The 22,256-nt window shown below is 49.4% G+C and carries 17 protein-coding genes and 1 pseudogene; 17 read left to right on the top strand and 1 reads right to left on the bottom strand.

The window, feature by feature from the left end:
- The first annotated feature begins 81 nt into the window (after positions 1-81).
- The 17 genes from pheS to JU82_RS10705 all read left to right on the top strand — a co-directional run bounded on the left by pheS (position 82) and on the right by JU82_RS10705 (position 21,939).
- Positions 82-1,074: a phenylalanine--tRNA ligase subunit alpha gene (pheS, locus tag JU82_RS10785; protein WP_037950551.1), complete on the top strand. Its 993-nt coding sequence runs from the start codon at positions 82-84 to the stop codon at positions 1,072-1,074.
- Positions 1,071-3,398, top strand: a complete 2,328-nt coding sequence (gene pheT / locus JU82_RS10780; protein ID WP_037950547.1) for a phenylalanine--tRNA ligase subunit beta — start codon at positions 1,071-1,073, stop codon at positions 3,396-3,398. The genes pheS and pheT overlap by 4 nt, the downstream gene beginning before the upstream one ends.
- Positions 3,395-4,672: a 3-phosphoshikimate 1-carboxyvinyltransferase gene (gene aroA / locus JU82_RS10775; RefSeq protein ID WP_037950544.1), complete on the top strand. Its 1,278-nt coding sequence runs from the start codon at positions 3,395-3,397 to the stop codon at positions 4,670-4,672. Before pheT ends, aroA begins: the two co-directional genes overlap by 4 nt.
- Positions 4,669-5,502 (top strand): 4-hydroxy-3-methylbut-2-enyl diphosphate reductase, encoded by an 834-nt coding sequence (locus JU82_RS10770; RefSeq protein ID WP_037950541.1) that lies wholly within the window; start codon positions 4,669-4,671, stop codon positions 5,500-5,502. Before aroA ends, JU82_RS10770 begins: the two co-directional genes overlap by 4 nt.
- A gap of 80 nt (positions 5,503-5,582) precedes the next feature.
- Positions 5,583-7,238 (top strand): 30S ribosomal protein S1, encoded by a 1,656-nt coding sequence (locus JU82_RS10765; RefSeq protein WP_037950539.1) that lies wholly within the window; start codon positions 5,583-5,585, stop codon positions 7,236-7,238.
- A 5-nt stretch (positions 7,239-7,243) separates the two neighbouring features.
- A complete protein-coding gene (locus JU82_RS10760; protein ID WP_037950536.1) occupies positions 7,244-7,726 on the top strand; it encodes a hypothetical protein in 483 nt (160 codons plus the stop codon).
- Positions 7,726-9,315 carry a phosphoglycerate dehydrogenase gene (gene serA / locus JU82_RS10755; protein WP_037950533.1) on the top strand — a complete coding sequence of 530 codons (1,590 nt, stop codon included), beginning with the start codon at positions 7,726-7,728 and terminating at the stop codon, positions 9,313-9,315. The genes JU82_RS10760 and serA overlap by 1 nt, the downstream gene beginning before the upstream one ends.
- Positions 9,316-9,517: 202 nt before the next feature.
- A complete protein-coding gene (locus JU82_RS10750) occupies positions 9,518-10,891 on the top strand; it encodes a hypothetical protein (RefSeq protein ID WP_037950530.1) in 1,374 nt (457 codons plus the stop codon).
- Complete coding sequence (locus JU82_RS10745) at positions 10,888-11,379, top strand: hypothetical protein (protein WP_037950528.1); 492 nt, start codon at positions 10,888-10,890, stop codon at positions 11,377-11,379. Before JU82_RS10750 ends, JU82_RS10745 begins: the two co-directional genes overlap by 4 nt.
- A complete protein-coding gene (locus JU82_RS10740; RefSeq protein WP_037950525.1) occupies positions 11,363-11,908 on the top strand; it encodes a hypothetical protein in 546 nt (181 codons plus the stop codon). Before JU82_RS10745 ends, JU82_RS10740 begins: the two co-directional genes overlap by 17 nt.
- Positions 11,887-13,377, top strand: a complete 1,491-nt coding sequence (locus JU82_RS10735; RefSeq protein WP_037950523.1) for a type II secretion system protein GspD — start codon at positions 11,887-11,889, stop codon at positions 13,375-13,377. The genes JU82_RS10740 and JU82_RS10735 overlap by 22 nt, the downstream gene beginning before the upstream one ends.
- Positions 13,374-14,369, top strand: coding sequence for a hypothetical protein (locus tag JU82_RS10730; protein WP_037950522.1), 996 nt, complete (start codon positions 13,374-13,376; stop codon positions 14,367-14,369). The genes JU82_RS10735 and JU82_RS10730 overlap by 4 nt, the downstream gene beginning before the upstream one ends.
- Positions 14,370-14,371: 2 nt before the next feature.
- Positions 14,372-15,328 (top strand): prepilin-type N-terminal cleavage/methylation domain-containing protein, encoded by a 957-nt coding sequence (locus JU82_RS10725; protein WP_294892871.1) that lies wholly within the window; start codon positions 14,372-14,374, stop codon positions 15,326-15,328.
- A 9-nt stretch (positions 15,329-15,337) separates the two neighbouring features.
- Positions 15,338-16,993, top strand: coding sequence for a GspE/PulE family protein (locus JU82_RS10720; protein WP_037950520.1), 1,656 nt, complete (start codon positions 15,338-15,340; stop codon positions 16,991-16,993).
- A gap of 11 nt (positions 16,994-17,004) precedes the next feature.
- Positions 17,005-18,207, top strand: coding sequence for a type II secretion system F family protein (locus JU82_RS10715; RefSeq protein ID WP_294892869.1), 1,203 nt, complete (start codon positions 17,005-17,007; stop codon positions 18,205-18,207).
- 75 nt (positions 18,208-18,282) lie between these two features.
- The gene (locus JU82_RS10710; protein WP_294892868.1) at positions 18,283-18,897 is read left to right on the top strand and encodes a prepilin-type N-terminal cleavage/methylation domain-containing protein; all 615 of its coding nucleotides are present in this window, start codon (positions 18,283-18,285) and stop codon (positions 18,895-18,897) included.
- 108 nt (positions 18,898-19,005) lie between these two features.
- The gene (locus tag JU82_RS10705) at positions 19,006-21,939 is read left to right on the top strand and encodes an HNH endonuclease (protein ID WP_037950514.1); all 2,934 of its coding nucleotides are present in this window, start codon (positions 19,006-19,008) and stop codon (positions 21,937-21,939) included.
- Here JU82_RS10705 and JU82_RS10700 read toward each other — a convergent pair.
- Positions 21,936-22,256: pseudogene (locus JU82_RS10700) on the bottom strand (dihydroorotate dehydrogenase-like protein); the annotation flags it as partial. The gene JU82_RS10705 and the pseudogene JU82_RS10700 overlap by 4 nt on opposite strands.

Below are 22,256 nucleotides of genomic sequence, written 5' to 3'. Positions count from 1 at the left end.
ATCTCTAAAAATTGCCCATTTTTTTTCAAAATGGTTATGATTGATTGTTTTTAGAATTCACTTACGGATGGAGACACTGCTTTGCAAGAGTGGTATGACGCGATAAAATCGGCCGATACGATTGATAAAATCGAAGAGATTCGGATTGCCGTTTTCGGGAAAAAAGGGGTTATGAACGCCGAGTTCGCCCGGATGAAAGATCTTTCCGATGCGGAAAAAGGATCTTTTGCCAAAGAATTAAATATCCACAAAGAGGCACTGAACGCATTGTTGCTCGACCGGAAGCTTTTTTTGGCGATGGAACACCTCGAAGCATCGATGAAAGCGGAAGCCATTGACGTAAGTCTTTACTCGCCTTCCAGCGAGCGCGGGTCGCTTCATCCGGTGATGGAGACGATGGACCGGATCGTGGAATATTTTCTGGCGATGAACTTTTCGGTTCAGACCGGCCCGATGGTGGAAGACGATTTCCATAATTTCGAAGCGTTGAATCTTCCGAAGTATCATCCGGCACGTGATATGCAGGATACGTTTTACTTCAAAGATTCGATGCTGCTGCGTACCCATACCTCTCCGGTTCAAATCCGTACGATGCTTTCGCAAAAACCGCCGATCCGCATGATCGCTCCGGGTGCCGTATTCCGCCGCGATTACGATTTGACCCATACGCCGATGTTCCATCAGGTCGAAGGACTTGTCGTCGAAGAGGCCGGAAAAGTGTCGTTTGCTAATCTCAAATTCATTCTCGAAGATTTCCTCAAGACGATGTTCGGGGATGTAGAAGTCCGTTTCCGTCCGAGCTTTTTCCCATTCACGGAGCCTTCGGCCGAAGTGGACATCAGCTGTATTTTCTGCGGCGGGGAAGGGTGCCGTGTCTGTTCGAAAACAGGCTGGCTTGAAGTCCTCGGGTGCGGCATTGTCGATCCGAACGTTTTTAAAGCGGTCGGTTATGAGAACGTCAGCGGCTACGCATTCGGCCTTGGTGTCGAGCGGTTCGCGATGCTGATCCATCGGATCGGTGATTTGCGCTCCTTGTTTGAAGGAGATACGAGATTATTGGAGCAGTTTAGATGATCGTTACAAAAAATTGGTTAAACGAATGGATTGATCTGGGAGGCGTAACGACCGATCAGCTGCTGAAAACATTCAACTCCATCGGGCTTGAAGTAGACCGTCATGAGGTTCTTTTCGTTCCTAACGGTGTTGTAATCGGCTACGTCGAAACATGCGAACGCCATCCCGATGCGGACAAACTAAGCGTATGCCAGGTTAACATCGGTTCGGGTATCCGCCAAATCGTTTGCGGCGCGTCCAATGTACGGGCCGGAATCCATATCGCTTTGGCAACGGTCGGCGCGGAACTTCCCGGCGGCCTGAAAATCAAAGCAGCCAAACTTCGCGGCGTTGCCTCGGAAGGGATGATTTGTTCAAGCAAAGAGGTGGGACTGCCCTCAACGGGTGAGGGGATCATGATCCTTGATGCGAGCATCGGGGAATTGGAATTGGGCAAAAACCTTAATGAATATCCTCTGTTCAATGATGATTTGATCGAGATCGAATTGACCGCTAACCGCGGCGATTGTCTCAGCATCCGCGGTATTGCCCGTGATCTTCGCGCGGCATTGAACCGCCCGTTGCGCGAGTGTGCAAAAAACGAAAATCAGGATCGTTTGGGAATCGGGCGTATTTTGCAGCTGCATCACAACGAAACGTTTGAAGCAGATCTACTTTTCGGTGCGGTAGATGTCAAAGATTTCCCCGTTCCGTTTTTATTGACGCTTCGGTTGGCTTTGATCGAGGGGGCGTATGCAACCGCGGTCGATGCGGTATTGCTTTATGCGACGCACAGCACCGGCGTTATTTTACGCGCCTATCCGTTTGAAAAATTCGGCGATCAGGAATCCAAAGGGATGATTACGCTTGATACCGATGAAAACGGCTATGCGGCGCTGTACGGGAAAGAAAAAGTCTCCGTTATCGGTGTCTCTCAGGAAAAAGAGGCCCATTTCACGCAGAATGAAGGACTGGCGATTATCGAAGCCAGTTACATTGCTCCCGATATCGTTTCCAAAAAAATGGGTGAGAAAAAAGTTCCGAGCTGTCCTCATTACTATCGCACGTCTCGGGGAAGCGAACCGAAAATCGATATGGGGATCGGCTATGCGATGAGTTTGCTTGAGAAGTTTTCGTCTTCGCAGGTGTACGGCGGAAATATCGAGCTGCTTTCAAGCTACGAACCGCGTATCGTCAGCATGAGCGAGGAAGAAATCTCAGCGTTTATCGGCATGAACGTAGACAAAACGACGATTACCCAGATTTTCAAAAATCTGGGAATGCAGATCGGAAAACCAAAGGGATCGACGTTTGCCATTTCAATCCCGCAGTTTCGTCATGACATCATTAACAAACAAGACATTGTCGAAGAGATCGTCCGCATGGTGGGTATCGACAATATCCCGTCCAAACCGCTTCATTTTTCTGAAGCGAACCGCATGGGAGAGGATCTGAACGAATACCGTAAAACACGAATGTATCGTCACCGTGCCGCTCAAAGCGGTTTTTATGAGTCCGTTCATTTTGTATTCAACGAGCGGGCTCAACTTGAAAAATACGGCTTTGTCTGTACGGAAGAGGATAAAGAGCTGCTCAATCCGATTACGGCAACGTTCGATACTCTTCGTCCGACATTGTTGCTCGGACTTTTGAACTCGGCATCGGCAAACGTGAAAGTAAATCAGAAAAAAATCGCGTTGTTTGAAACAGGGATGGTTTTTGACCCGCGGCGCAACGAATCCAAGCGCCTCGGTTTTATCGTTTCGGGAGCCATGGAAGGAGAAAAAGTCTCTAATGCAGGCAAACCCTCAAATACGGATTTTGCTTCATTCGTCCAGTTGATTTCAAATGTGGCGGGTTCGTTTGAACTTCTGCCGCATACGCCGACGCATGCTCTGGCGCATCCTTATATGTGCGCAAAGGTGATGATCGATGGCCGGGAAGCGGGAGAATTATTCCGTATCCATCCGAATATCGAACAAGAGTTTGACCTTGCTCAAACGTTTGTGTGCGAGCTGAACACCGATAGTCTTCCGTATGGCTTGGTACAGGCACAGCCGTATTCGAAATATCAGGCATCTTCCCGTGATTTGAGTTTGCTTGTTTCGAAAAGCATATCGTATGAGACAATCAAATCGGTGATCGAGAAACATGCATCCCAACAGGTGCGCCGATTTTACCCTGTAGACCGCTATGTCTCTGAAGCTCTGGGCGATCAAATGAGTTTGACGCTGCGCTTCGTGCTCCAGTCGGACGAAAAAACCCTCGAAGAAGAGGATATTACCGCCGCGATGGAATGGGTTCTGAACGGCCTGAATGAAGAACTCGGAGTAAGTTTGCGATGACAAAAGCAAAAGTCTATCCCGCTCGATCCTTTGCTTTTTCCAGCAATGCGATTGCTCCTGACAAATCAATTTCTCACCGGTGTGCGATGTTTGCCGTTTTAGCCGAGGGAGAAAGCCGGATCGACAATTTTTTGCGGGCCGAGGATACCCTCAATACGCTCAAAATCGTCGGTCATCTTGGAGCTGAAATCCACGATGACGGATCAATTATCCGTGTCCGGTCAAACGGGATCAAAGAGACTTCTGAAATCCTTGATTGCGGTAACTCCGGGACGGGAATGCGACTTTTTTGCGGTCTTTTGTCATCTGCCGAGGGGCATTTTGTCTTGACGGGAGACGAATATCTCAAGCGTCGCCCGATGAAACGGGTGACACAGCCGCTGCGCTCTATCGGTGCGAAACTTGACGGGCGTAATAACGGCGATCTCGCCCCTCTCTCGATCCGGGGGGCGTCGCTTAAAGCATTTGATTATGTTTCTTCTGTTGCATCCGCACAGGTGAAAAGTGCGATGATGCTGGCGGCTCTGAGATCGGACGGCGTATGTACGTTCCGCGAGAGCGAACTTAGCCGCGACCACACCGAGCGGATGCTTCGGGGAATGGGAGCACGCATCGAGATTAACGGTCTTGAGACGAAGATATGGCCTCTCGAAAAACCTCTAAGTCCGCTTGATATCCGCGTTCCGGCAGATCCTTCGAGCGCTTTTTTCTTTGCGGTTTCTGCGGCGATTATCCCGGGATCAAGCGCGCTGATCGAGGGGGTGACACTCAATCCGACCCGTATCGAAGCGTTTAAAGTGCTGGAAAAAATGGGTGCCAAGATCAGTTACGATTTGACGGACGAGCGCTATGAGCCGATCGGAAATATCCGCGTCGAATACGCGCCGCTCAAAGCGGTCACGGTCGAAGAGAACATCGCCTGGCTGATCGACGAGCTTCCCGCTCTTTCCATCGCCATGGCCTGTGCCGAGGGGAAAAGCGTTGTCAAAAACGCTGAAGAACTGCGGGTCAAAGAATCCGATCGGATCAAAACGGTCGTCGACAATCTCAACCTCTGCGGCATCGCAACCGAAGAGTATCCCGACGGTTACGCCGTCATCGGCGGAAAACTTGCAGGCGCTGTCGTCAACAGCTACGGAGACCACCGTATCGCGATGAGTTTTTTGATTGCCGGGCTGAAATGCGGGATGGAGGTCGAAGATGTTGACTGCATCAATACCTCGTTTCCCAATTTTTTTGAACTGTTAAGCCAATGCGGGAAATGTGAACGATGAAAATAGAACTGGCCGAGAGTTACGGATTTTGTTTCGGAGTGAAACGGGCGATCAAAATCGCCGAAGATAACCGCAATTCGGCCACCTACGGACCGCTGATCCATAATGCCAACGAGATTGATCGTCTGAAAAACGATTTCAATGTCGCTTTGAGTGAAAATCTTGATACGTTTAGAGCGGGGGATACCGCCGTTATTCGTACGCACGGCATCCCGAAGCAGGAACTGACAGTGCTCAACGAACGCAATGTCAACGTGGTCGATGCCACGTGTCCTTACGTTACCAAGCCTCAGCAGATTTGCGAAGAGATGAGCGCGCAGGGGTACGATATCGTCATTTTCGGCGATGAAACGCATCCGGAGATCAAAGGGGTTAAAAGTTACGCCGTCGGTAACGTTTTTGTCGTCAACAGCCCCGATGAAATCGATGCTCTCCGATTGCGCGAAAAAGTGGCGGTCGTCGCGCAGACAACCCGGAAAATCGAAGATTACCAGCTAATTGTCGGAAAACTGATGGCTACGCATAAAGAGGTACGTGTTTTTAATACGATCTGCAATGCAACGTTCGACAATCAGGATGCGGTACGAAAACTGGCCAAAAAAGCGGATGTGATGATCGTCATCGGGGGAAAAAATTCTTCCAATACCAAGCAGCTTCATGCTATTGCCAAAGAGTTCTGCCCCGACAGTTACCACATCGAAAGCCAAGACGATCTTCAAAGCGATTGGTTCGCGGGAAAAGAGCTTTGCGGCATCAGTGCCGGAGCGTCAACTCCCGACTGGATCATTGACGACGTTGTCAAAAAAATCAATCTTCTGGCAAATGCCTAGCCTTTCAGCTTCTTTCTCTAAACTCAATCCAAGCATTTTTTCGCTATAATCAGCCAATTTTTAGTTACAAGGGATTAGGTATGGCTTTCGATAACGAAGCATTCGAAGAAGAAAATTTTGCCGAGATGTTAGAGGCGTCTTTCAAAGAGCAAGAATCGACTCGCATCACAGAAGGTGAAATTGTAGAAATCCAGGAGAGTGACAACCGCGCGTTGGTAGGCGTCGGCGAAAAACTCGAAGGGATTCTTTCATTGGACGAGATCCGCGATACAGAAGGAAAACTTCTTTTCAACGTCGGTGAAAAAATTACGGTAATGATTACAGGACACTACAACGAGCGTCCGAAAATTTCGTATAAAAAAGTGCTTGAACAAGAGAAAACTCTTGCATTCATCAATGCGCACAAAGAAGATTTCGAATCGGTCATCGTCGATGCAATCGTGACCAAGAAAAATAAGGGGGGATATCTTCTTGAAGCGGACGATGTCCATTTCTTCCTTCCTCGTTCATTGGCGGCGTTTAAAGAGACGGATAACGTCATCGGCAAAATGGTCAAAGCACAGGTCGTCAAAATCGATCCTGCAGAAGCGTCAATCGTCGTTTCACGCCGCAAACTGTTCAACGATGAGCGCAAACGCAAAAAAGAAGTGATTGACGCATTGATGGAAGAGGGCAAAATCATCCAGGGGACCGTCAAAAAGATCACCAGTTACGGGATGTTCGTCGATGTCGGCGGGATCGACGGGCTGGTTCATTACAACGAGATCAGCTACAAAGGACCGGTTAACCCTTCAAAACTTTATAAAGAGGGTGATGAAGTAACGGTTAAAGCGATTGCGTACGATAAAGACAAACGCCACCTTTCATTGTCGATCAAAGCGGTTCAGCCTGATCCGTGGAAAGAAGTCGAAGAAGCGCTGGATGAGGGCGATACCATTACCGTTACCGTCAGCAATATCGAGCCGTACGGTGTGTTCGTTGACCTAGGAAACGACATCGAAGGGTTCTTGCATATCTCCGAAATCACGTGGGATAAAAACATCAAACACCCGAAAGATTATTTGACTCTCGGTCAGGAAATCGACGTAGAGGTTATCGAAATCAACTCGAAAACGCATAAATTGCGCGTTTCGTACAAACGCCTTCAGCCTAAACCGTTTGAAGAGTTCATGAAAAAATGCAAAGAAGGCGACGTCGTCAAAGGGACTGTTACGTCATTGACCGACTTTGGTGCGTTTGTCAAAGTGGGAGGAGTCGAAGGACTTCTGCACAATCAAGATCTTTCATGGGATAAAAACGTCAAATGCAAAGAGACGTTGAAAATCGGTGACGAGATCGAAGTCAAAATCGCGAAAATCAATGCCGAAGACGAAAAAATCTCTTTGAACCGTAAATCGCTTGAAGAGAGCCCGATCGATCAGTTTGCCATGAAACACAAAATGAACGACGTCGTCAACGCAACGGTCCGTGATGTCAAAGATTTCGGCGTATTCGTTTCTCTCGAAGGCGGAGTAGATGCGTTGATCCGTAACGAAGACCTCTATCCGCTTAATCCCGAAGAGCTTCAAATCGGTCAAACCATCGAAGCGGCGATTTTGGTAATCGATGCAAAACGCGATCGTATCCGTCTTTCGGTCAAAAAACTTGAGCGTATCAAAGACCAGGAAATGCTCAACGAAATCAACGATGACGAGTCGAACAGTCTTGGTGACTTGATCAAAGACCAATTGAAATAAGTACGATGCGACGGTTTACCTACTGGCTGTTTCCTCTAATAGCAGCAGCGGTAGCCGCGTTTATTGTCATTTTTATGGTTCAAATCAATCCGTCCGTTCCTTTATCGGAACGTTTTTCGGCGGAAGGGAAAGATGTATCCTTCGGCAATGCCGGAGCAGAAGAATCAAGCTGGCTGGAACGTTTCTCCCAAAGTAAGGAGAAAGGATATTTTTATCCGGTGAACGAAGTGCATTTGGTACTTGATGCCGGAGAAACTCCTTCGGTTCCAAATTACCGTCTTACGGTACCGCTTAAAGATTCATATGAGCTGTTTTGCGTCAAGCAGGAGCTTCATAACAAAGCGCTTCCCTATTTTCTCCAAAGAGAGGGTGACGCGATGACCCTCTTGGTCGATTCGAACGACCAGAACACACTCGCATCTCTTGTAACAAAACTAAAAACCTACCAAATCACGGCGACGCTGTCGCCTTATACAGAGGAAAAGTAATGGAAAAATATAAAATTGTCGTATGTGACCATATCCATGAAGAAGGGCTGAATATTCTTCGCCGCGACGATCAGGTCGAAATGATTTTCGCTGCCGACATGGATAAAACGGCCTTGTTGGACGTTATTAAAGATGCCGATGTAGCTATTACGCGTAGCTCTACCGATGTTGACGACAAATTTATTAACGCCGTGAAAGGGAAACTCAAAGCAGTTGTCCGTGCCGGCGTAGGAGTCGATAATGTCGATATTCCGGGATGTTCCAAAGAAGGGATTATCGTCATGAATGTCCCTACCGCCAACACGATTGCTGCGGTGGAGCTTACAATGACGCACATGCTCTCATGCATGCGTATGTTTCCGTACTCTCACGACCACCTCAAAAATCAGCGTATCTGGAAACGCGAAAAATGGTACGGGTATGAGCTGAAAGGGAAAAAACTCGGAGTTATCGGTTTCGGTAACATCGGTAGCCGCGTCGGTATTCGCTCCAAAGCGTTCGAAATGGACGTCATCGCATATGATCCGTATATCCACCCGTCCAAAGCGACCGATGTCGGAGTCAAATATACGACGAATTTCGAAGATATTCTCAGCTGCGACATTATTACGATCCACACGCCTAAAAACAAAGAGACCGTCGGAATGATCGGTGCGGACGAAATCGCCAAAATGAAAGACGGCGTCGTTCTTATCAACTGCGCACGCGGCGGACTGTACGACGAAGACGCCCTCTACGACGGTCTCAAATCGGGGAAAATCCGTTTCGCAGGGATCGACGTGTTCAACAAAGAGCCGGCAACGGATCACAAACTGCTTGATCTGGACAACATCTGTGTTTCTCCGCACCTCGGTGCCAATACGTTCGAATCACAGTACAATATTGCCGTCGAAGCGGCGCAGCACGCGATTGAAGCGGCCAAAGGGATTGCTTACCCGCACGCTCTGAACCTGCCGATCGACGAGACCAAAATCCCGTCTTTTGTCAAACCGTTCCTTGAAATGGTTCAAAAAATCGGTTTCCTCGCATCACAAATGAACAAAGCGCCGATCGTATCGATCAAAGTCAGCGGCCGCGGCGAAATCGCCGAATACCGTTCGTCTTTGGCTACTTTCGTCACCGTCGGTGCATTGGCCGAAACGTCGGGCGAAACGATCAATTACGTCAATGCCGATTTTATCGCCAAAGAACGCGGTATCAAAATCGAGACCGAAGAACTTGCCGAAAGCCCGGTGTATAAAAACCTTGTCACCGTTAAAATTACAACGGACAAAGAAGCGATCGAGATCAGCGCGACGATGTTCAATGACGACGTACAACGTATCGTCGATATCAACGGTTTCGGCGTCGACGTCGAACCGACCGGGAACATGATCCTCTTCAAAAACACCGATGTTCCTGGGGTTATCGGCCAAGTGGGAACCTTGCTCGGCGCACACAATGTCAACATCGCCGACTTCCGCCTCGGGCGCAACAAAAGCGGCGAAGCGTTGGCGGTCATCATCGTTGACTCCGCCGTCAACGACAAAACCCTCAAAGAGCTTTCTGCACTCAATGCCTGCATCAGCGTTTCGTACGCACGTATTTAATCTCCATTCTCTTCCTCTGCCTAAGCGCAGGGGAAAACCATTATCGTTTTCTATCATATTTTGACAATGCATTAAACTCTCTGGCTAACTTTTATATTTCAGTAATAGAGTGTACTTGTAGAAATCATTCCCCTTATACGGTATAATAAATGATCAAAACAACTACAAACAACTATGCTGTGCTACCCTATAAAGGAACCGTGTGAATAGACTGACCGTTGTTCGTCCCGTTGATGATCTCATTCAGGTTTTTGATGTGTACGAAAAACGGGGGGGAGTCACGTTTCAGCCGCCCAGACAATTTGCCGAACCCGGTGAATTGGCTCTTTATTTAACCAAGAAAAAAAAGATTTATTTCCTCTTTTCAAACGATAATGTCGTTGAAGAATCGGTGACGCTGCCTTCGGTGATCACGAACGAAGCGACGATTGAAAGCGCGCTCAATGCACGAATTCAGGACGAACGCGGCATCCACGACAAACTTATCTTGAAGTGCCTGGGTACATCGACGGATGCTACGGGCGAGAGTGCTACCCATCGGTACGAAGGACTCTATGAACACGAAGTTCTTTCTGCTATTGCCGCCATACCCAACCTCGAATACCTTCAACAGATTACCACGGAGCCTTACGCCCTTTTTGCCCTCTCTGAGCAGATATTTCAAGGCAGAAGCTACCTTTGCGTGTATACGAGCGAGCAAAAGAATCTTATTGTCGCCGTAGACGACGGAGTGCTTCTTTTTTACCGGACAGGGGTGATTGCCGTTGAGAATGAAATCGACCGGGTTGCGGAGCAAATCCGTGACATCAGTAGAACGGTTGCCTACGCCCATCAACAGTTTCGTGAAGTCAATTTTGAGTTTATTGCTCTGTCCGGTACGATTGCCGATGCAAAAGCGGCAACCGTCCAGCTCCAAATGGCGACGCGCTTGAACGTGACGGTTTTAGCTCCGACGTTGATGGTTCGGGGATTGGACAAATACAATGCCCAAAATGCAATTCTTGAAATAGGGAGTCTTTACCTTCCAAAATCGATGAATTTTCTCCCGGATCGGGTCAAAGCAGCTCACGAATTTTATACGGGGGGCCTTATTGCCGCAGGGGTCGCTTTCGTCTTTATGCTGTATGCGCTGTTTCAGGGATTGAGTGCTTATCATGGCTATCAGGAGAGTTTCGATCAATACAAACTTACTGAATCCAGACTGTCGCAAACACTTCGGAACACCGAGACGCTGAATGAACGGCAGCTCGATGAGATAACCGAACAACTCAAAAGTCTGACGCCGCTGCATGAGCATTTCATCGATGATCTGCTCCCTTTGGAAAATGTCTTGAATCTGCTCAAACCGAATACTCTGACGTATAATGAAAATAACGGCAGCGGGATTCTTGTATTGAATTTTAAACATAAAAGCAAGAGTCTGATGGATCTGTATTTGTTTGAAAAAAAATTCAAACATGAAGTCAGTGCGATCAAAAATGCGCAGTTCACCTCTTTGTATAAAACAGATTACAACGCGCTTGTCTTCGAATCGACGCTTGAAATCGGTGAAAAAGCTCAAGGTGTGTCCCGATGATCACGCGATGGCTTTTAACATTCGTCTTGCTCGTCATTGCCGTATTGTCATCGGCTTCCGTCGAATGGTTTGAGGCCAAGCGCCTTCAAGCGGAACAGATTACCGGAGTCTACAGAGATCATATCCGCGAGCTGCAAAACATGAACGACACCAATAAATGGCTGAAGAATGTGGTCATTCCCTATTTTTCGTCCATGCCGCTCACTAAACGCGACGCCGAACTTGATATGATCCGTTTTTACGATCAGTATGCACAACGATACAATTTCGGCGTCTCTCAATTTATTTATTACGATACATCTGCCAAAATGGATGTCAGTTTTGACTTTACCCCGAATAATCAAGACGATATTGACCGTTTTTTAGCGCTTCGATATGATCGCGGCTTCATACAGATTAAAGAGTTCAATATCGAAGAGGGAACGATCCACGGCATACTGACGATTATCCAGCCGATACAGGGAGAAGCGAATGCATCTGGACACTAAATCGTTTGTACTCCTTGTTTCTCCTTTTGTCGTCGCAAGCGGTGTATGGCTGTTCAGCGATTCGCTTATAGCATCCCTCGAGCATTTTTTTGAGCCGGCCCGACAACAATCGACAAAAATACTGCAGGAAAAAGGGGAGCGGTATCGCTATTTGACCGAGCATCGAAATGAATACGCTTCTCTTCTGAAGCAGATTCAAATTCGGAATGAAAACCGGTTTTGGATCAGTGAACGTTTGTTTGTGCCGTTTGCCGAGCCACTCTCCTCCTCGCCGTCTGTTCCATCGGAATCGTCATTGCCGCTTTTGCCGCCGCCGCTGCTTCCTGCAAGCGGTGGGGATTTCAAGGCTCTGGCGGCTGTGAAATGGAGTGTTCAGATGATACTCCCCGACCAGCAGACGGCCATTATCAACAATCAAATTATGCACGTTGGCGAAAGCATCAATGGGGTAAAATTACTTCATGTAAAAAAAGACAGCGTGAGCATCCAAACTGATAAAGGTATACAATGGATAAAATTATTTCACTAAGCATCGGATTGCTTTTGAGTGTTTTTCTGGCAGGATGCTATACAAAGTCACCGCCGACGCATCCGGACAAACTTTCGGAAACGGCTCAGAAGGCTTCGGCTTCGTCCGAGATTAAATTTTTTAACGAACAGGCTAAAAATATCCCGCCGCCGCCGATGGTACTGCCCAGCGTATACCATAGCATTTCCCCCTTCAGCGGAAAAACTATCTCGATGGGGGCGGAAAATGCCAATCTTCGACAAGTCCTTTATATCATTGCACAAAATGCTGGTCTCAATCTGATCATTAACAGTGACGTCGATGCCAACACGACCATCACCCTGACCTTGGACAAGGCGCCGATTGAAGACGCGCTGGATACCGTGATGGAGCTGTCGGGATGTTCGTATACCCTGAAAAACAATATGCTTTATGTCCAACAATACACTCAGCGAACGTTTTCCATCCCTTATATCCATACCCAAAGTTCGTTTGATTCGACACTCGGGGGAGATATACTGGGTCAAAATGCCAAAGCATCGGGGGTGAGCGGAAAATTTGCCCTAAACTATAAAAATCCGATCGAAGCCAACGATTTTTACAAGCAGATCGAAGCCAATGTCAAAGAAACCCTCTCTCCAAACGGTAAATACACCCTCAATAAATTTACCGGAACCCTCATCGTTACCGATACCAAAAAATCGCTGGACAACATCGACAGCATGCTTAAAAGAATCAAAAAAAGCGCTTCCCGGCAGGTGCTCATTGAAGCTAAAATTCTTGAAGTGGTCTTGAATGACGAACATGAACTGGGGGTTGACTGGAATACGCTTCCCGGAGCCATCGGCGATTTTACCCTTTCTCAGACATTGGGGCTGTCTAAAGCGGTAGCGGGTACCTTTTCGTACAGCGACAAACATCTCAATGCCGTCATGCACGCACTCGATACCGCCGGAGATGTGGAAACGCTTTCGAACCCCCGTATCAAAGTCTCCAGCGGCCAATCCGCCCTGTTTACCTCGGGAAAACTTGTTCCGTTCTGGGATTTGGAAGTGACCCCTTCGACCACCACCGGCACCACCATCACCCCCGCTATTTACGAATACACACGTCGTGACGTTCTGGACGGGCTGTCGCTCGGTGTTACCGCCAATATTACCGAAGAAGGGCAGATCATCCTCAACATCGTTCCGGTTACCTCTACGATAGAGGGCGAAAAAACGATTACCCGAACGATCGATACCGTCCCTGAAGAAGTGGCGAATGCACCTATCCTCAGCATCAAAGAAGCCGGGACGATTATCTATGCCCGCAATAACGATTTGGTTCTTATCGGAGGTCTGATGAATACGATCAAAAAAGATCAACGCGAGAGCATCCCCCTTTTGGGAGAAGTTCCCTATCTCGGAGCTCTTTTTTCGCGTACGTATCAAAAAGACGAAAAGCGCGAACTCGTTATTTTACTTAAGCTCACTATGGTAGAGCAATGAAACGTTTCATCCTGCTGAGCTTCGCCCTCATCACTTCGCTGGGAGCCGATACTCTCGCGTTCGGTTCCAAGGATGCAAGCACGCAGTCGTCTCCCAGCTCTTACCAATCGCTTCAGCTCAGTGTGACCCAAACGATGGAGGCCGCTCTTGCCGTGCTTCAAAAAGTACCCGCCTATTATCGTCATCATGTCGGCATTTACCAAAATGAAGAGCGTTATGTCGTCCGCTACCAAAATGACAAATTTCCACGCATTCTCCCGTGGATCAGCCGTGATTTTAAAAAAGCGGGATTTAAAGACGCCTTTATCGTCCCTTCGACGACCGCCGAACCGATTCAACTTGCTGCCGCTGCCGCGCCCTCACCCTCGATGCCTTTGAAAAAAGAAGAGCCGAGCGTACCCGTACGTGCGAACATCAGCGAAGCCGTACCGACGTTGAGCCGACACGATCAGACCCGTCTGATCCTGGATGCCCAAAGGGCCTACGAACAGCGGGATTTCACCCAAGCAACGGTGTATTACGAAATGATGGATGCCGCGGGGCTGAAAGATCGCCAGATACTTCTCAACCTCGCGTATCTGTACGGGCGCGAAGGCTCTTTTGCCTTGCTGGAAAAAAAGATCGAGGGGAAACGGGGGGTCGACGATTACCTATACGCGTACGGCATAGGGGCACTGGAAGCAGGGCGCAGCGACCTTTACACCTCTTTGTCTCCGCATCTGATGTATGATAAAAGCGGCCGTCTGGCAATGGTTTGCGGCTATTTCTTCGAACAGGAGAAAAACCTCGAACGGGCGCATACGTTTTATAAAATGGCCTACAATGCGGCTCCGTCCAATCCCCATATTCTTTATGCCTATGCCCGCAGTGCCGATATACGGGGGGAGAGAGACCAGGCGCTCTATCTCTACACGCAGCTTGCCGAGCTGGGAAGCGAATTCGAATCACTGCGGCTCATCGCGCAAACGCGCATCCAAACCCTAAGGAGATGACAATGAAAAAAGGTTTTACTCTCATAGAACTCTCAATCGTGCTGATTATTATCGGGTTGCTCACGGGAGGAGCGTTTCAGGTGCTCAAAATGATGAATGAAAAAGCCCGCGCCACCCAAGCCAAAGATACGCTGCAGTCGGCAAAAGAGGCCATTATCGCTTTTGCCATCAACAACAGCCGTCTTCCGACAGATGCCGAATTCACGAATATGAATCTCATGGGGCCAGGAAATATCCCCATGTTTTACAACTCCGACGCGCAGTTGCAAACGGCTCTGTGCGATACGCCAACAACGCCGTTGTCGACAGTCGATGCCAACGGGGTCACCACCGCCAATATCGGCTTTGTGCTTGCCGTAGCCGGCGAAAATTTTAACGTTCAGACGGGACGAACCGGAGATGTGATCACGTTTCATCAATGGAATACCCAAAACATCGATGATGAAACGACGGTTTTAAATCGTCCGGAGCCGTATGATGACTTGTATCTTTCCGTGACGCTGGGAGAATTGCAATCACTGACGGATTGTCAGACCAACAGATTCCAGATTATCAACACGACGCTGCCGGTAGGAACCGTAGGAACGTCCTACGCCCTGAATCCCACCGTTGTGACAACCGGAGGAACCCCCGCGTGTACAACTCCGCCCGTAGCTCCGTGTGCCTATACCGTCAGCGGTCTGGCAGGAAGCGGACTCTCTTATAACGCTGCGACCAACGCCGTTTCAGGTACGCCTACGTCAGCCAATAATTATCTGCTAACGTTTACCGCTACGAACGGTACCGCGACCGACACAAAATCCCTTTTGCTTGTCATCAGTGCGCCGGTCGGCAGCGGCAGCGGCGGGGGCGGCGGTTCGGGAACGGTTACGCGGCAAGAATGTCTCGATGCCTGTGCCGCGGCGGGCGGAAGTCGCAGCCAAATAAAAAGATGCGAACGATCATGTCCAAAGAAATAGGATAAAATAATGCAGCCTAATAAACCCATCGGAATTCTCCTCCAAGAACTCGGCTTTATCACCGACGAGCAGATCAACGTCGCCCTTGACGTCCAAAAAGTCAATCCTAAATTTTTGGGAGAAATCCTCGTCGACCTCGATTTCGTCACCCAAAATGAAATCGGCGAAGCGATCGCTATCCAAAGCAAACTCGAATTTATCGATCTGGATACGATTTCTCCGACCCTCGAAGCGATTGCTATGGTCCCTCAAAACATTGCCCAGACGCGTTTTATACTGCCTCTTTATCTGGAAGGAGAGACGCTTGTCGTCGCAACGCAGGATGTCAACGACTTGATGACTCTCGATTATCTGCGCAAAGAGACACGCAAGCAGATACGTTATGTCATTGCCGACAAAAACAAGATTTCCCGTTTCGCCCAATTGTATTATCAAGAGCTTTCCCATCCGATCGAAGCCGAAATCCAATCCCTCGCCAAAAAAGCCGCGGACAAACTGACGATCGATATTGTGCGGCTTGTCGATTTGCTGCTTAACAATGCCGTCAAAGAGCGGACTACCGACATCCATATTACGCCGGAAGGGGCGGCGACGCACGTCTTTTATCGGATTGACGGGGTAATGCGTCATTATTTTTCCATACCGATCGAGGTACATCACCAAATTGCCGCACGGGTCAAAATCATGGCTGAACTCGATATCTCGGAACAGCGCCGTCCGCAAGACGGTGCGTTTTCGTACGATTTTCTAAGTGAAAAATTTGATTTGCGCGTTTCGACGATGCCTACCAATTTCGGGGAAAACATTGTCATGCGTTTGTTGGGGCGCAACAGCTCGTTGTTTTCACTCTCTCAGTTGGGATTTACGGCACAAAACGTCGAGAAAATCGGGCACCATTTTTCGAAACCTTACGGCGTTATTTTGGTCGTGGGACCTACCGGAAGCGGTAAGACGACGACCCTTTATTCGGCCCTTCGCAAAATCAATCCGCTGCAAAAAAATGTCCTGACCGTTGAAGACCCGATCGAATATCGATTCAGTTTCGTCAAACAGACGCAGGTTAACCGCAAAGCGGGGTACCTGTTCGATACGGCGCTGCGCTCTTTTATGCGACAAGACCCCGACGTCATGCTGGTCGGGGAAATCCGGGATACGGAAACGGCGGCGCTTGCCATCCGCGCTTCCATCACCGGGCACCTTGTCCTCTCAACCTTGCATACCAACGACGCCGTGGGGGCCATTCCCAGATTATCCGATTTGGGCGTCCCGAATTATCTGATCGGCTCCGGACTTCTGGCGATTATCGCTCAGCGTTTGATACGAAAACTTTGCCCGTATTGTAAAACGCCTATCGAAGTCAGCGAAGAAGATTTAGCAGCCAAAGGTGTTGCTACCGCGCTGATTCATGCGTATCCTGCCCAGCACGTATATGAAGCTGTCGGATGTGAACGATGTCACCACACGGGTTATTCCGGTCGTCAGGCAATTATCGAGATTCTGGAGATTAACGATGAAATCGAATCGATGATCGTTGATGGTGCGACTACCCAAAGCCTTTTGAAAGCGGCCCGTAATTATGGCATGGCCACCATGCGCGATGACGGTCATATCAAAGTCCTTCAAGGGATTTCGACTTTTAAAGAAGTGGATCGGGTCGTATTGTAATGCTTTTTTTGGTGGAAAGTCTCAATAGCGATCATCGACGTTCTTACGGTCTTTTTAAGGCCGATAACACAAGCCTGCTGTTGAAACATCTTGCTACCCAACAGATCGTTCCGCTGCGTATTCGCAAGGTTCCCTCTTTTTTAGCCCGTTTTATCCCCGAAGCAAAGGTTAAAATTACCGCCGAAGAGGTGATTGAACTGATCGAGAGCCTCCATCTTGTGGTTAAATCCGGCCTTCCTTTGTATAACGGATTGATGGATTTGGCCGAAGATGCCAGTAACCCGAATTTTAAAAAAATGATGATTGCGGTCGGCGAAGAGATACAAAGCGGGAAATCGCTCTCATCCGCCTTCAGGCCGTATGAAAAAACGCTGGGAACGATGATCGTCAATCTGATTCAAATCGGTGAAGAGACCGGACAGCTCGAAGCGACTCTCGCGCGCGGAGGGAAATTTTTAAAGCGGACGCTGAGCTTGAAGAAAAAAGCAAAACAGGCCCTTATCTACCCCTCATTCGCATTTGCCACCGTTTCCGCGGCGATGCTCGTGTGGATGCTTTATGTTCTGCCGCAAATGACCGATCTGTTCAAGCAGATGAACGTCGTTCTTCCTCCGTTGACACTTGCTTTGATCGCCTCATCGGATTTTCTTTCCAACTATCTTGGGTATCTTTTTGGCGCATTGATCGTTCTGGTCATCCTTTTTAAAGTCATACACGCAAAATATCAAAAAGTCAGGTTTCATACCGATCGCTATATTCTGAAAATCCCGGTGATCAAGCAAATCATTTCGGGATTCAATATGGCTTTTGTCGCCGAATATCTCCGTTTGTCTCTGGTTTCGGGGGTTCCGCTGTTTAACGCATTGGAAATTCTCAAAAACAACGTTAAAAACGAAGTCTTTCAAGAAGCGCTTCAGCGGGCTCATGATGATGTTTCGCGCGGATTGCAGCTTTCCGTTGCGTTTAAAAATACCTCTCTTTTCAGCCCTTTCATGATCCGGATGATGGGAGTGGGGGAAGTGTCGGGCAATCTTGATTCCCAGCTCGAACTCGTTGCCGATCATTATCAGGAAAAAGTCGACTATTACGCCGAAAATATCGGCAAGGTGATCGAACCGGTCGTTCTCATACTGGTGGGCGGATTTATGGCGCTGGTGATGATCGGCCTGATGGGGCCGATGTACGATCTGATCGGGGCCATGGGAAATCAATGATTTTCACCCCGGTTGCTTGAAAAAAAAAGAAAATACTCGATATAATAAAAAATATACAGTAATGAAAGGATATTCATGAACAGAAAAGGTTTTACACTTGTAGAATTATCGATCGTATTGATCATCATCGGGCTTATCATCGGAGGCGTTCTTAAAGGGACGGATTTGATCAACAGCGCCAAGCAAAAGAAGTTTTACAATACGTTTGTAAAAACATGGCAGGTAGCTGCGAACCAGTATCAGGACAGAACCGGACAGATATTGGGTGATGGCGCTAACAACGGTAGTGCCGGAACAGCAGATGGACTCCGTGAGACGATTGATCTTTCGACGACAACAACCGTCCAAACTCGATTGGCACAAATCGGTCTGGATGTTCCGGTTACGAATACGGGAAATTCAGGCTCTTACAGTGTTGAAGGGAAATATGTCACATCCCCAACCACCGCGACCTTGCGTGCTCAGAGTATCAACGGCAATAATCGTAATGTATTTCAGCTGATAGCCGTACCTACAGATGTAGCGGTTGCTATCGACACGATGGTTGACGGCACTGCTGATGCAGGTCTCGGTGATGCACGACGGACTACTGCGACGGATACCGCATTGACAGATGCTACTGCACAGTGGCCAAGTGCCGATCCGGCAAACGGCGGGACTGCAACCGTCAATATGACGATTCTCTTCTAAAATCTTCTTTTCCCGCTTTGGCGGGAATCCCCGCATACTTTTTTTATCCATTAGAGACCTTTTAGCCCCGTTCCGTTATAATAGAATACTTTTTTACGCGGAGTCTGGATGAGTACGGAAGAGATCGGAGCGCTGTTACAGGATAAATCCAAACTCCTCTCCGAAATCTATTTCGACCTGCAGGCGGCGTGCGAAGCCAAATACGGCCCCGATACCCTCGTGATTATCGAAGTGGGATCGTTTTTCGAGGTGTACGAGGTCAACAACGAAGCGATGAAGATCGGCAAGGCGAAAGAAGTTGCCGAATTTCTCAATATCCAGCTCACCCGTAAAAACAAAGCCATTCTTGAAAATTCCATCCAAAACCCGCTGCTTGCGGGGGTTCCGACCGTATCGATCGAGCGCTATCTCAGCCGCCTCGTGCAGTCGAAAAAATACACGATCGTTCTGGTGCGCCAGCAGGGCGAACCGCCGCACATCCGCCGCTATATCTCCAACATCATCTCTCCGGGGACGAACTTCGACTACATCGCCGAAGCAAGCGAAAACTACATCGCCTCACTCCTGATCGACCAAAACCACGGCGTTTATTCGGTCGGATACGCCGCCATTGACGTTGGTACGGGCAAAACACTCATCAACGAGATACACGGTACGCGTGAGGACAAAACGTACGCCTTGGATGAAGTGTTTACCCTCCTGCAAAGCTATCAGACCTCCGAAGTCGTTGTGACGTTTTGCGACGCGATGATCGATACGGACGAAGTGATGCGCTATCTGGAGATCAATGCGCACCATCGCGCAAGTCTCAACGACAAACGGCTTCGTATCGACTATCAAAACGAGCTTTTCGGGCGTATCTACCAGATCCGCTCTCTCCTCAGCCCTATCGAGTATCTGGATCTGGAGCGTTTCCCGTACGCTTCCGAATCGCTGGGGGTGCTGATCAACGTGATCATCGATCACGACAGCGCGATCATCGAGAAGATGAACCGCCCGACGTTTCTGGGGACGGCGCGTTATATGTATCTGGGGAACAACGCGGCCGAACAGCTCGGGATCATATCCCGCGACGCGGACGAGATGACGGTGCTCAAACTCATCGACAAAACCTCCACGGCGATGGGAAAACGGTTGCTGCGCGAACGGCTGCTCAATCCCGTCTGCGATCCCAAACTGCTCGAAGAGCGTTATGACCTGATCGAAAAGATGCAGTTGCACATCGCGCCGCTGGAGACGAAACTCAAAGAGGTGTACGACCTCGAGCGGATACTGCGGCGGCTGAAGCTGGGGAAACTGCATCCCTACGAGTTGGCCTATTTTCATGCATCGCTCAGTGCCGCCGAAGCGTTGTTCGATGAGGCGAAAAAACTGGGGATTACGTACGACAGATCAAGCGCACAGGAGTGCGTCCAGTGCGGCGTTGAGTTGCGCCGAATATTTGCCATCGAGACGTGCGCGAAGTTTCGGCGCGATCAGGTGGACGAGAACCTGTTCAACGAAGGGATCGATCCCGCCATCGACGCCCTCGAAGCATTGCAGCGTTCCAACGAAACGAAACTGCACGCCATTATCGAGCACATCGGCACTTTTTTCGAAGGGGAAGGGGGACCGTATGCGTCCCTCGGATGGCTCGAGAGCGAGGGGTATCATCTGCTGATGACGCGCAACCGCTACGTGAGCGTCGAAGAGCAGCTCTACAACAGCTTCTTCACGCTCGAAGGGGAGCACTATTTTTTCCGCGATTTTCAGGTACGCAAGCTCAAAACGTCGGTGAAGCTCTCTTCGGCGCTGCTGGACGAGCTCTCGATCGAGAACGCGGGGGCCAAATCGCGGATGCTCGCACAGGTACGGGAACGCTACGCTGAACAGCTGGAGCAGATCGAACGGCGTTTTTCGCACGCGATCGAACACCTGATCGGATTTTTGGCGGTGCTGGACGTTGCCCTCAGCAGTGCCAAATGTGCTGCGCAGTACCGCTACGTCCGCCCGGAACTCGTCACCGATGCGAAAGAGGCGTTTATCGAAGCGGTGGGATTGCGCCATCCGCTGATCGAATCGCGCGAGGAGAACGGGATATTCGTTCCCAACGACCTCTTTTTGGGCAAAGCGGGAACCCAGTATTTCGACGAGCACACGACGATCGAGGCCAGCGGCGGGGATGATGTCAAAGGGGTGCTGCTCTATGGGATCAACTCAAGCGGGAAGTCGTCTTTGATGAAGAGCATCGGCCTTGCCGTCGTCATGGCACAGGCGGGGTTTTTCGTCCCTGCCGCAAGCCTCCGTTTCGCCCCGATCGACAAGCTCCTGACACGCATCGTCTCCAAAGACAATCTCTACAAGGGACTTTCGACGTTTGCGGTCGAGATGCTGGAACTGCGCAACATCTTCAACCGTGCGACCCCAAACACCCTCATACTCGGCGACGAGATCAGCCACGGCACCGAAACCGAATCGGCGCTCGCCATCGTCGCCAGCGCGATCCTCAAACTTCGCGAAATCGGCAGCCTCTTCATCTTCGCGACGCACCTGCACCAGCTCTCAAACTTAAGCGAAATCCAGAAAGCCAAGGGGATCGTGCTGCTGCATCTGGGGGTCTATTACGACGAAGCAAGCGATCGTCTCGTGTACGACCGAAAACTGAAATCCGGGAGCGGTTCGACGCTGTACGGTCTGGAGTTCGCCAAATCGCTCCATATGGACGAGACTTTCTTGAAAAAGGCGTACGAAATCCGCGGCCGGATCACCGACAAAACGCACGAAGCCTCGATGCTCAAACGAGAGAAAAAAAGCCGCTACAACACGAAGCTCTACCTTACCAAATGCGCCCTGTGCGAAGAGGCGGTTGATGAAGTCCACCATATCGTCCCGCAGGCCAACGCCGATGATGGCGGTTCGATCGGTCATTTTGGGATGAATCACCGTTACAATTTAATACCTTTGTGTTCAAAGCACCACAGGCTCGTCCATGAGGGGAAAATTGCTATTCACGGGTTTGTGATGAGCGAGGACGGATTGAGACTGAGCTATTCGGAAAGCTAGGTACGGTATTCCTGTAGCGTCTGCATATAGTTGGCCCGCTCATATGCCGCTTTGTTCGGGCAGTGATGGAGCGAGAGCGATCCCTTCATCTGCGCAATCGATTCGTACTCGTGTTTTTCCAGCCACTCATGCAGCTCGTCCAGAACGTTTCGGATATGACCGGCTCCATGGCGTAGCAGCGCCGAGGCCATCTGCACCGCGTCGGCTCCGCTCATGATCGCTTTGAGCACATCCAGATGGGTGTGTACCCCCGTGGAGAGGCACAGCGAGAGGTTCAACTCTTTGTACAGTATCGCCGACCACCGCAGCCCTTCGCT

Source organism: Sulfuricurvum sp. MLSB (genome assembly GCF_000747095.1).
Lineage (GTDB): Bacteria > Campylobacterota > Campylobacteria > Campylobacterales > Sulfurimonadaceae > Sulfuricurvum.
The sequence above is the reverse complement of the archived record's forward strand: the minus strand, read 5'-3'. Positions and strand labels throughout refer to the sequence as shown.

Excerpts from the sequence above, each read along its gene's own strand:
- pheT (WP_037950547.1), top strand. The coding sequence starts at position 1,071 with ATGATCGTTACAAAAAATTGGTTAAACGAATGGATTGATCTGGGAGGC.
- aroA (WP_037950544.1), top strand. The coding sequence starts at position 3,395 with ATGACAAAAGCAAAAGTCTATCCCGCTCGATCCTTTGCTTTTTCCAGC.
- JU82_RS10770 (WP_037950541.1), top strand. The coding sequence starts at position 4,669 with ATGAAAATAGAACTGGCCGAGAGTTACGGATTTTGTTTCGGAGTGAAA.
- JU82_RS10765 (WP_037950539.1), top strand. The coding sequence starts at position 5,583 with ATGGCTTTCGATAACGAAGCATTCGAAGAAGAAAATTTTGCCGAGATG.
- JU82_RS10760 (WP_037950536.1), top strand. The coding sequence starts at position 7,244 with ATGCGACGGTTTACCTACTGGCTGTTTCCTCTAATAGCAGCAGCGGTA.
- serA (WP_037950533.1), top strand. The coding sequence starts at position 7,726 with ATGGAAAAATATAAAATTGTCGTATGTGACCATATCCATGAAGAAGGG.
- JU82_RS10745 (WP_037950528.1), top strand. The coding sequence starts at position 10,888 with ATGATCACGCGATGGCTTTTAACATTCGTCTTGCTCGTCATTGCCGTA.
- JU82_RS10740 (WP_037950525.1), top strand. The coding sequence starts at position 11,363 with ATGCATCTGGACACTAAATCGTTTGTACTCCTTGTTTCTCCTTTTGTC.
- JU82_RS10735 (WP_037950523.1), top strand. The coding sequence starts at position 11,887 with ATGGATAAAATTATTTCACTAAGCATCGGATTGCTTTTGAGTGTTTTT.
- JU82_RS10730 (WP_037950522.1), top strand. The coding sequence starts at position 13,374 with ATGAAACGTTTCATCCTGCTGAGCTTCGCCCTCATCACTTCGCTGGGA.
- JU82_RS10725 (WP_294892871.1), top strand. The coding sequence starts at position 14,372 with ATGAAAAAAGGTTTTACTCTCATAGAACTCTCAATCGTGCTGATTATT.
- JU82_RS10720 (WP_037950520.1), top strand. The coding sequence starts at position 15,338 with ATGCAGCCTAATAAACCCATCGGAATTCTCCTCCAAGAACTCGGCTTT.
- JU82_RS10710 (WP_294892868.1), top strand. The coding sequence starts at position 18,283 with ATGAACAGAAAAGGTTTTACACTTGTAGAATTATCGATCGTATTGATC.
- JU82_RS10705 (WP_037950514.1), top strand. The coding sequence starts at position 19,006 with ATGAGTACGGAAGAGATCGGAGCGCTGTTACAGGATAAATCCAAACTC.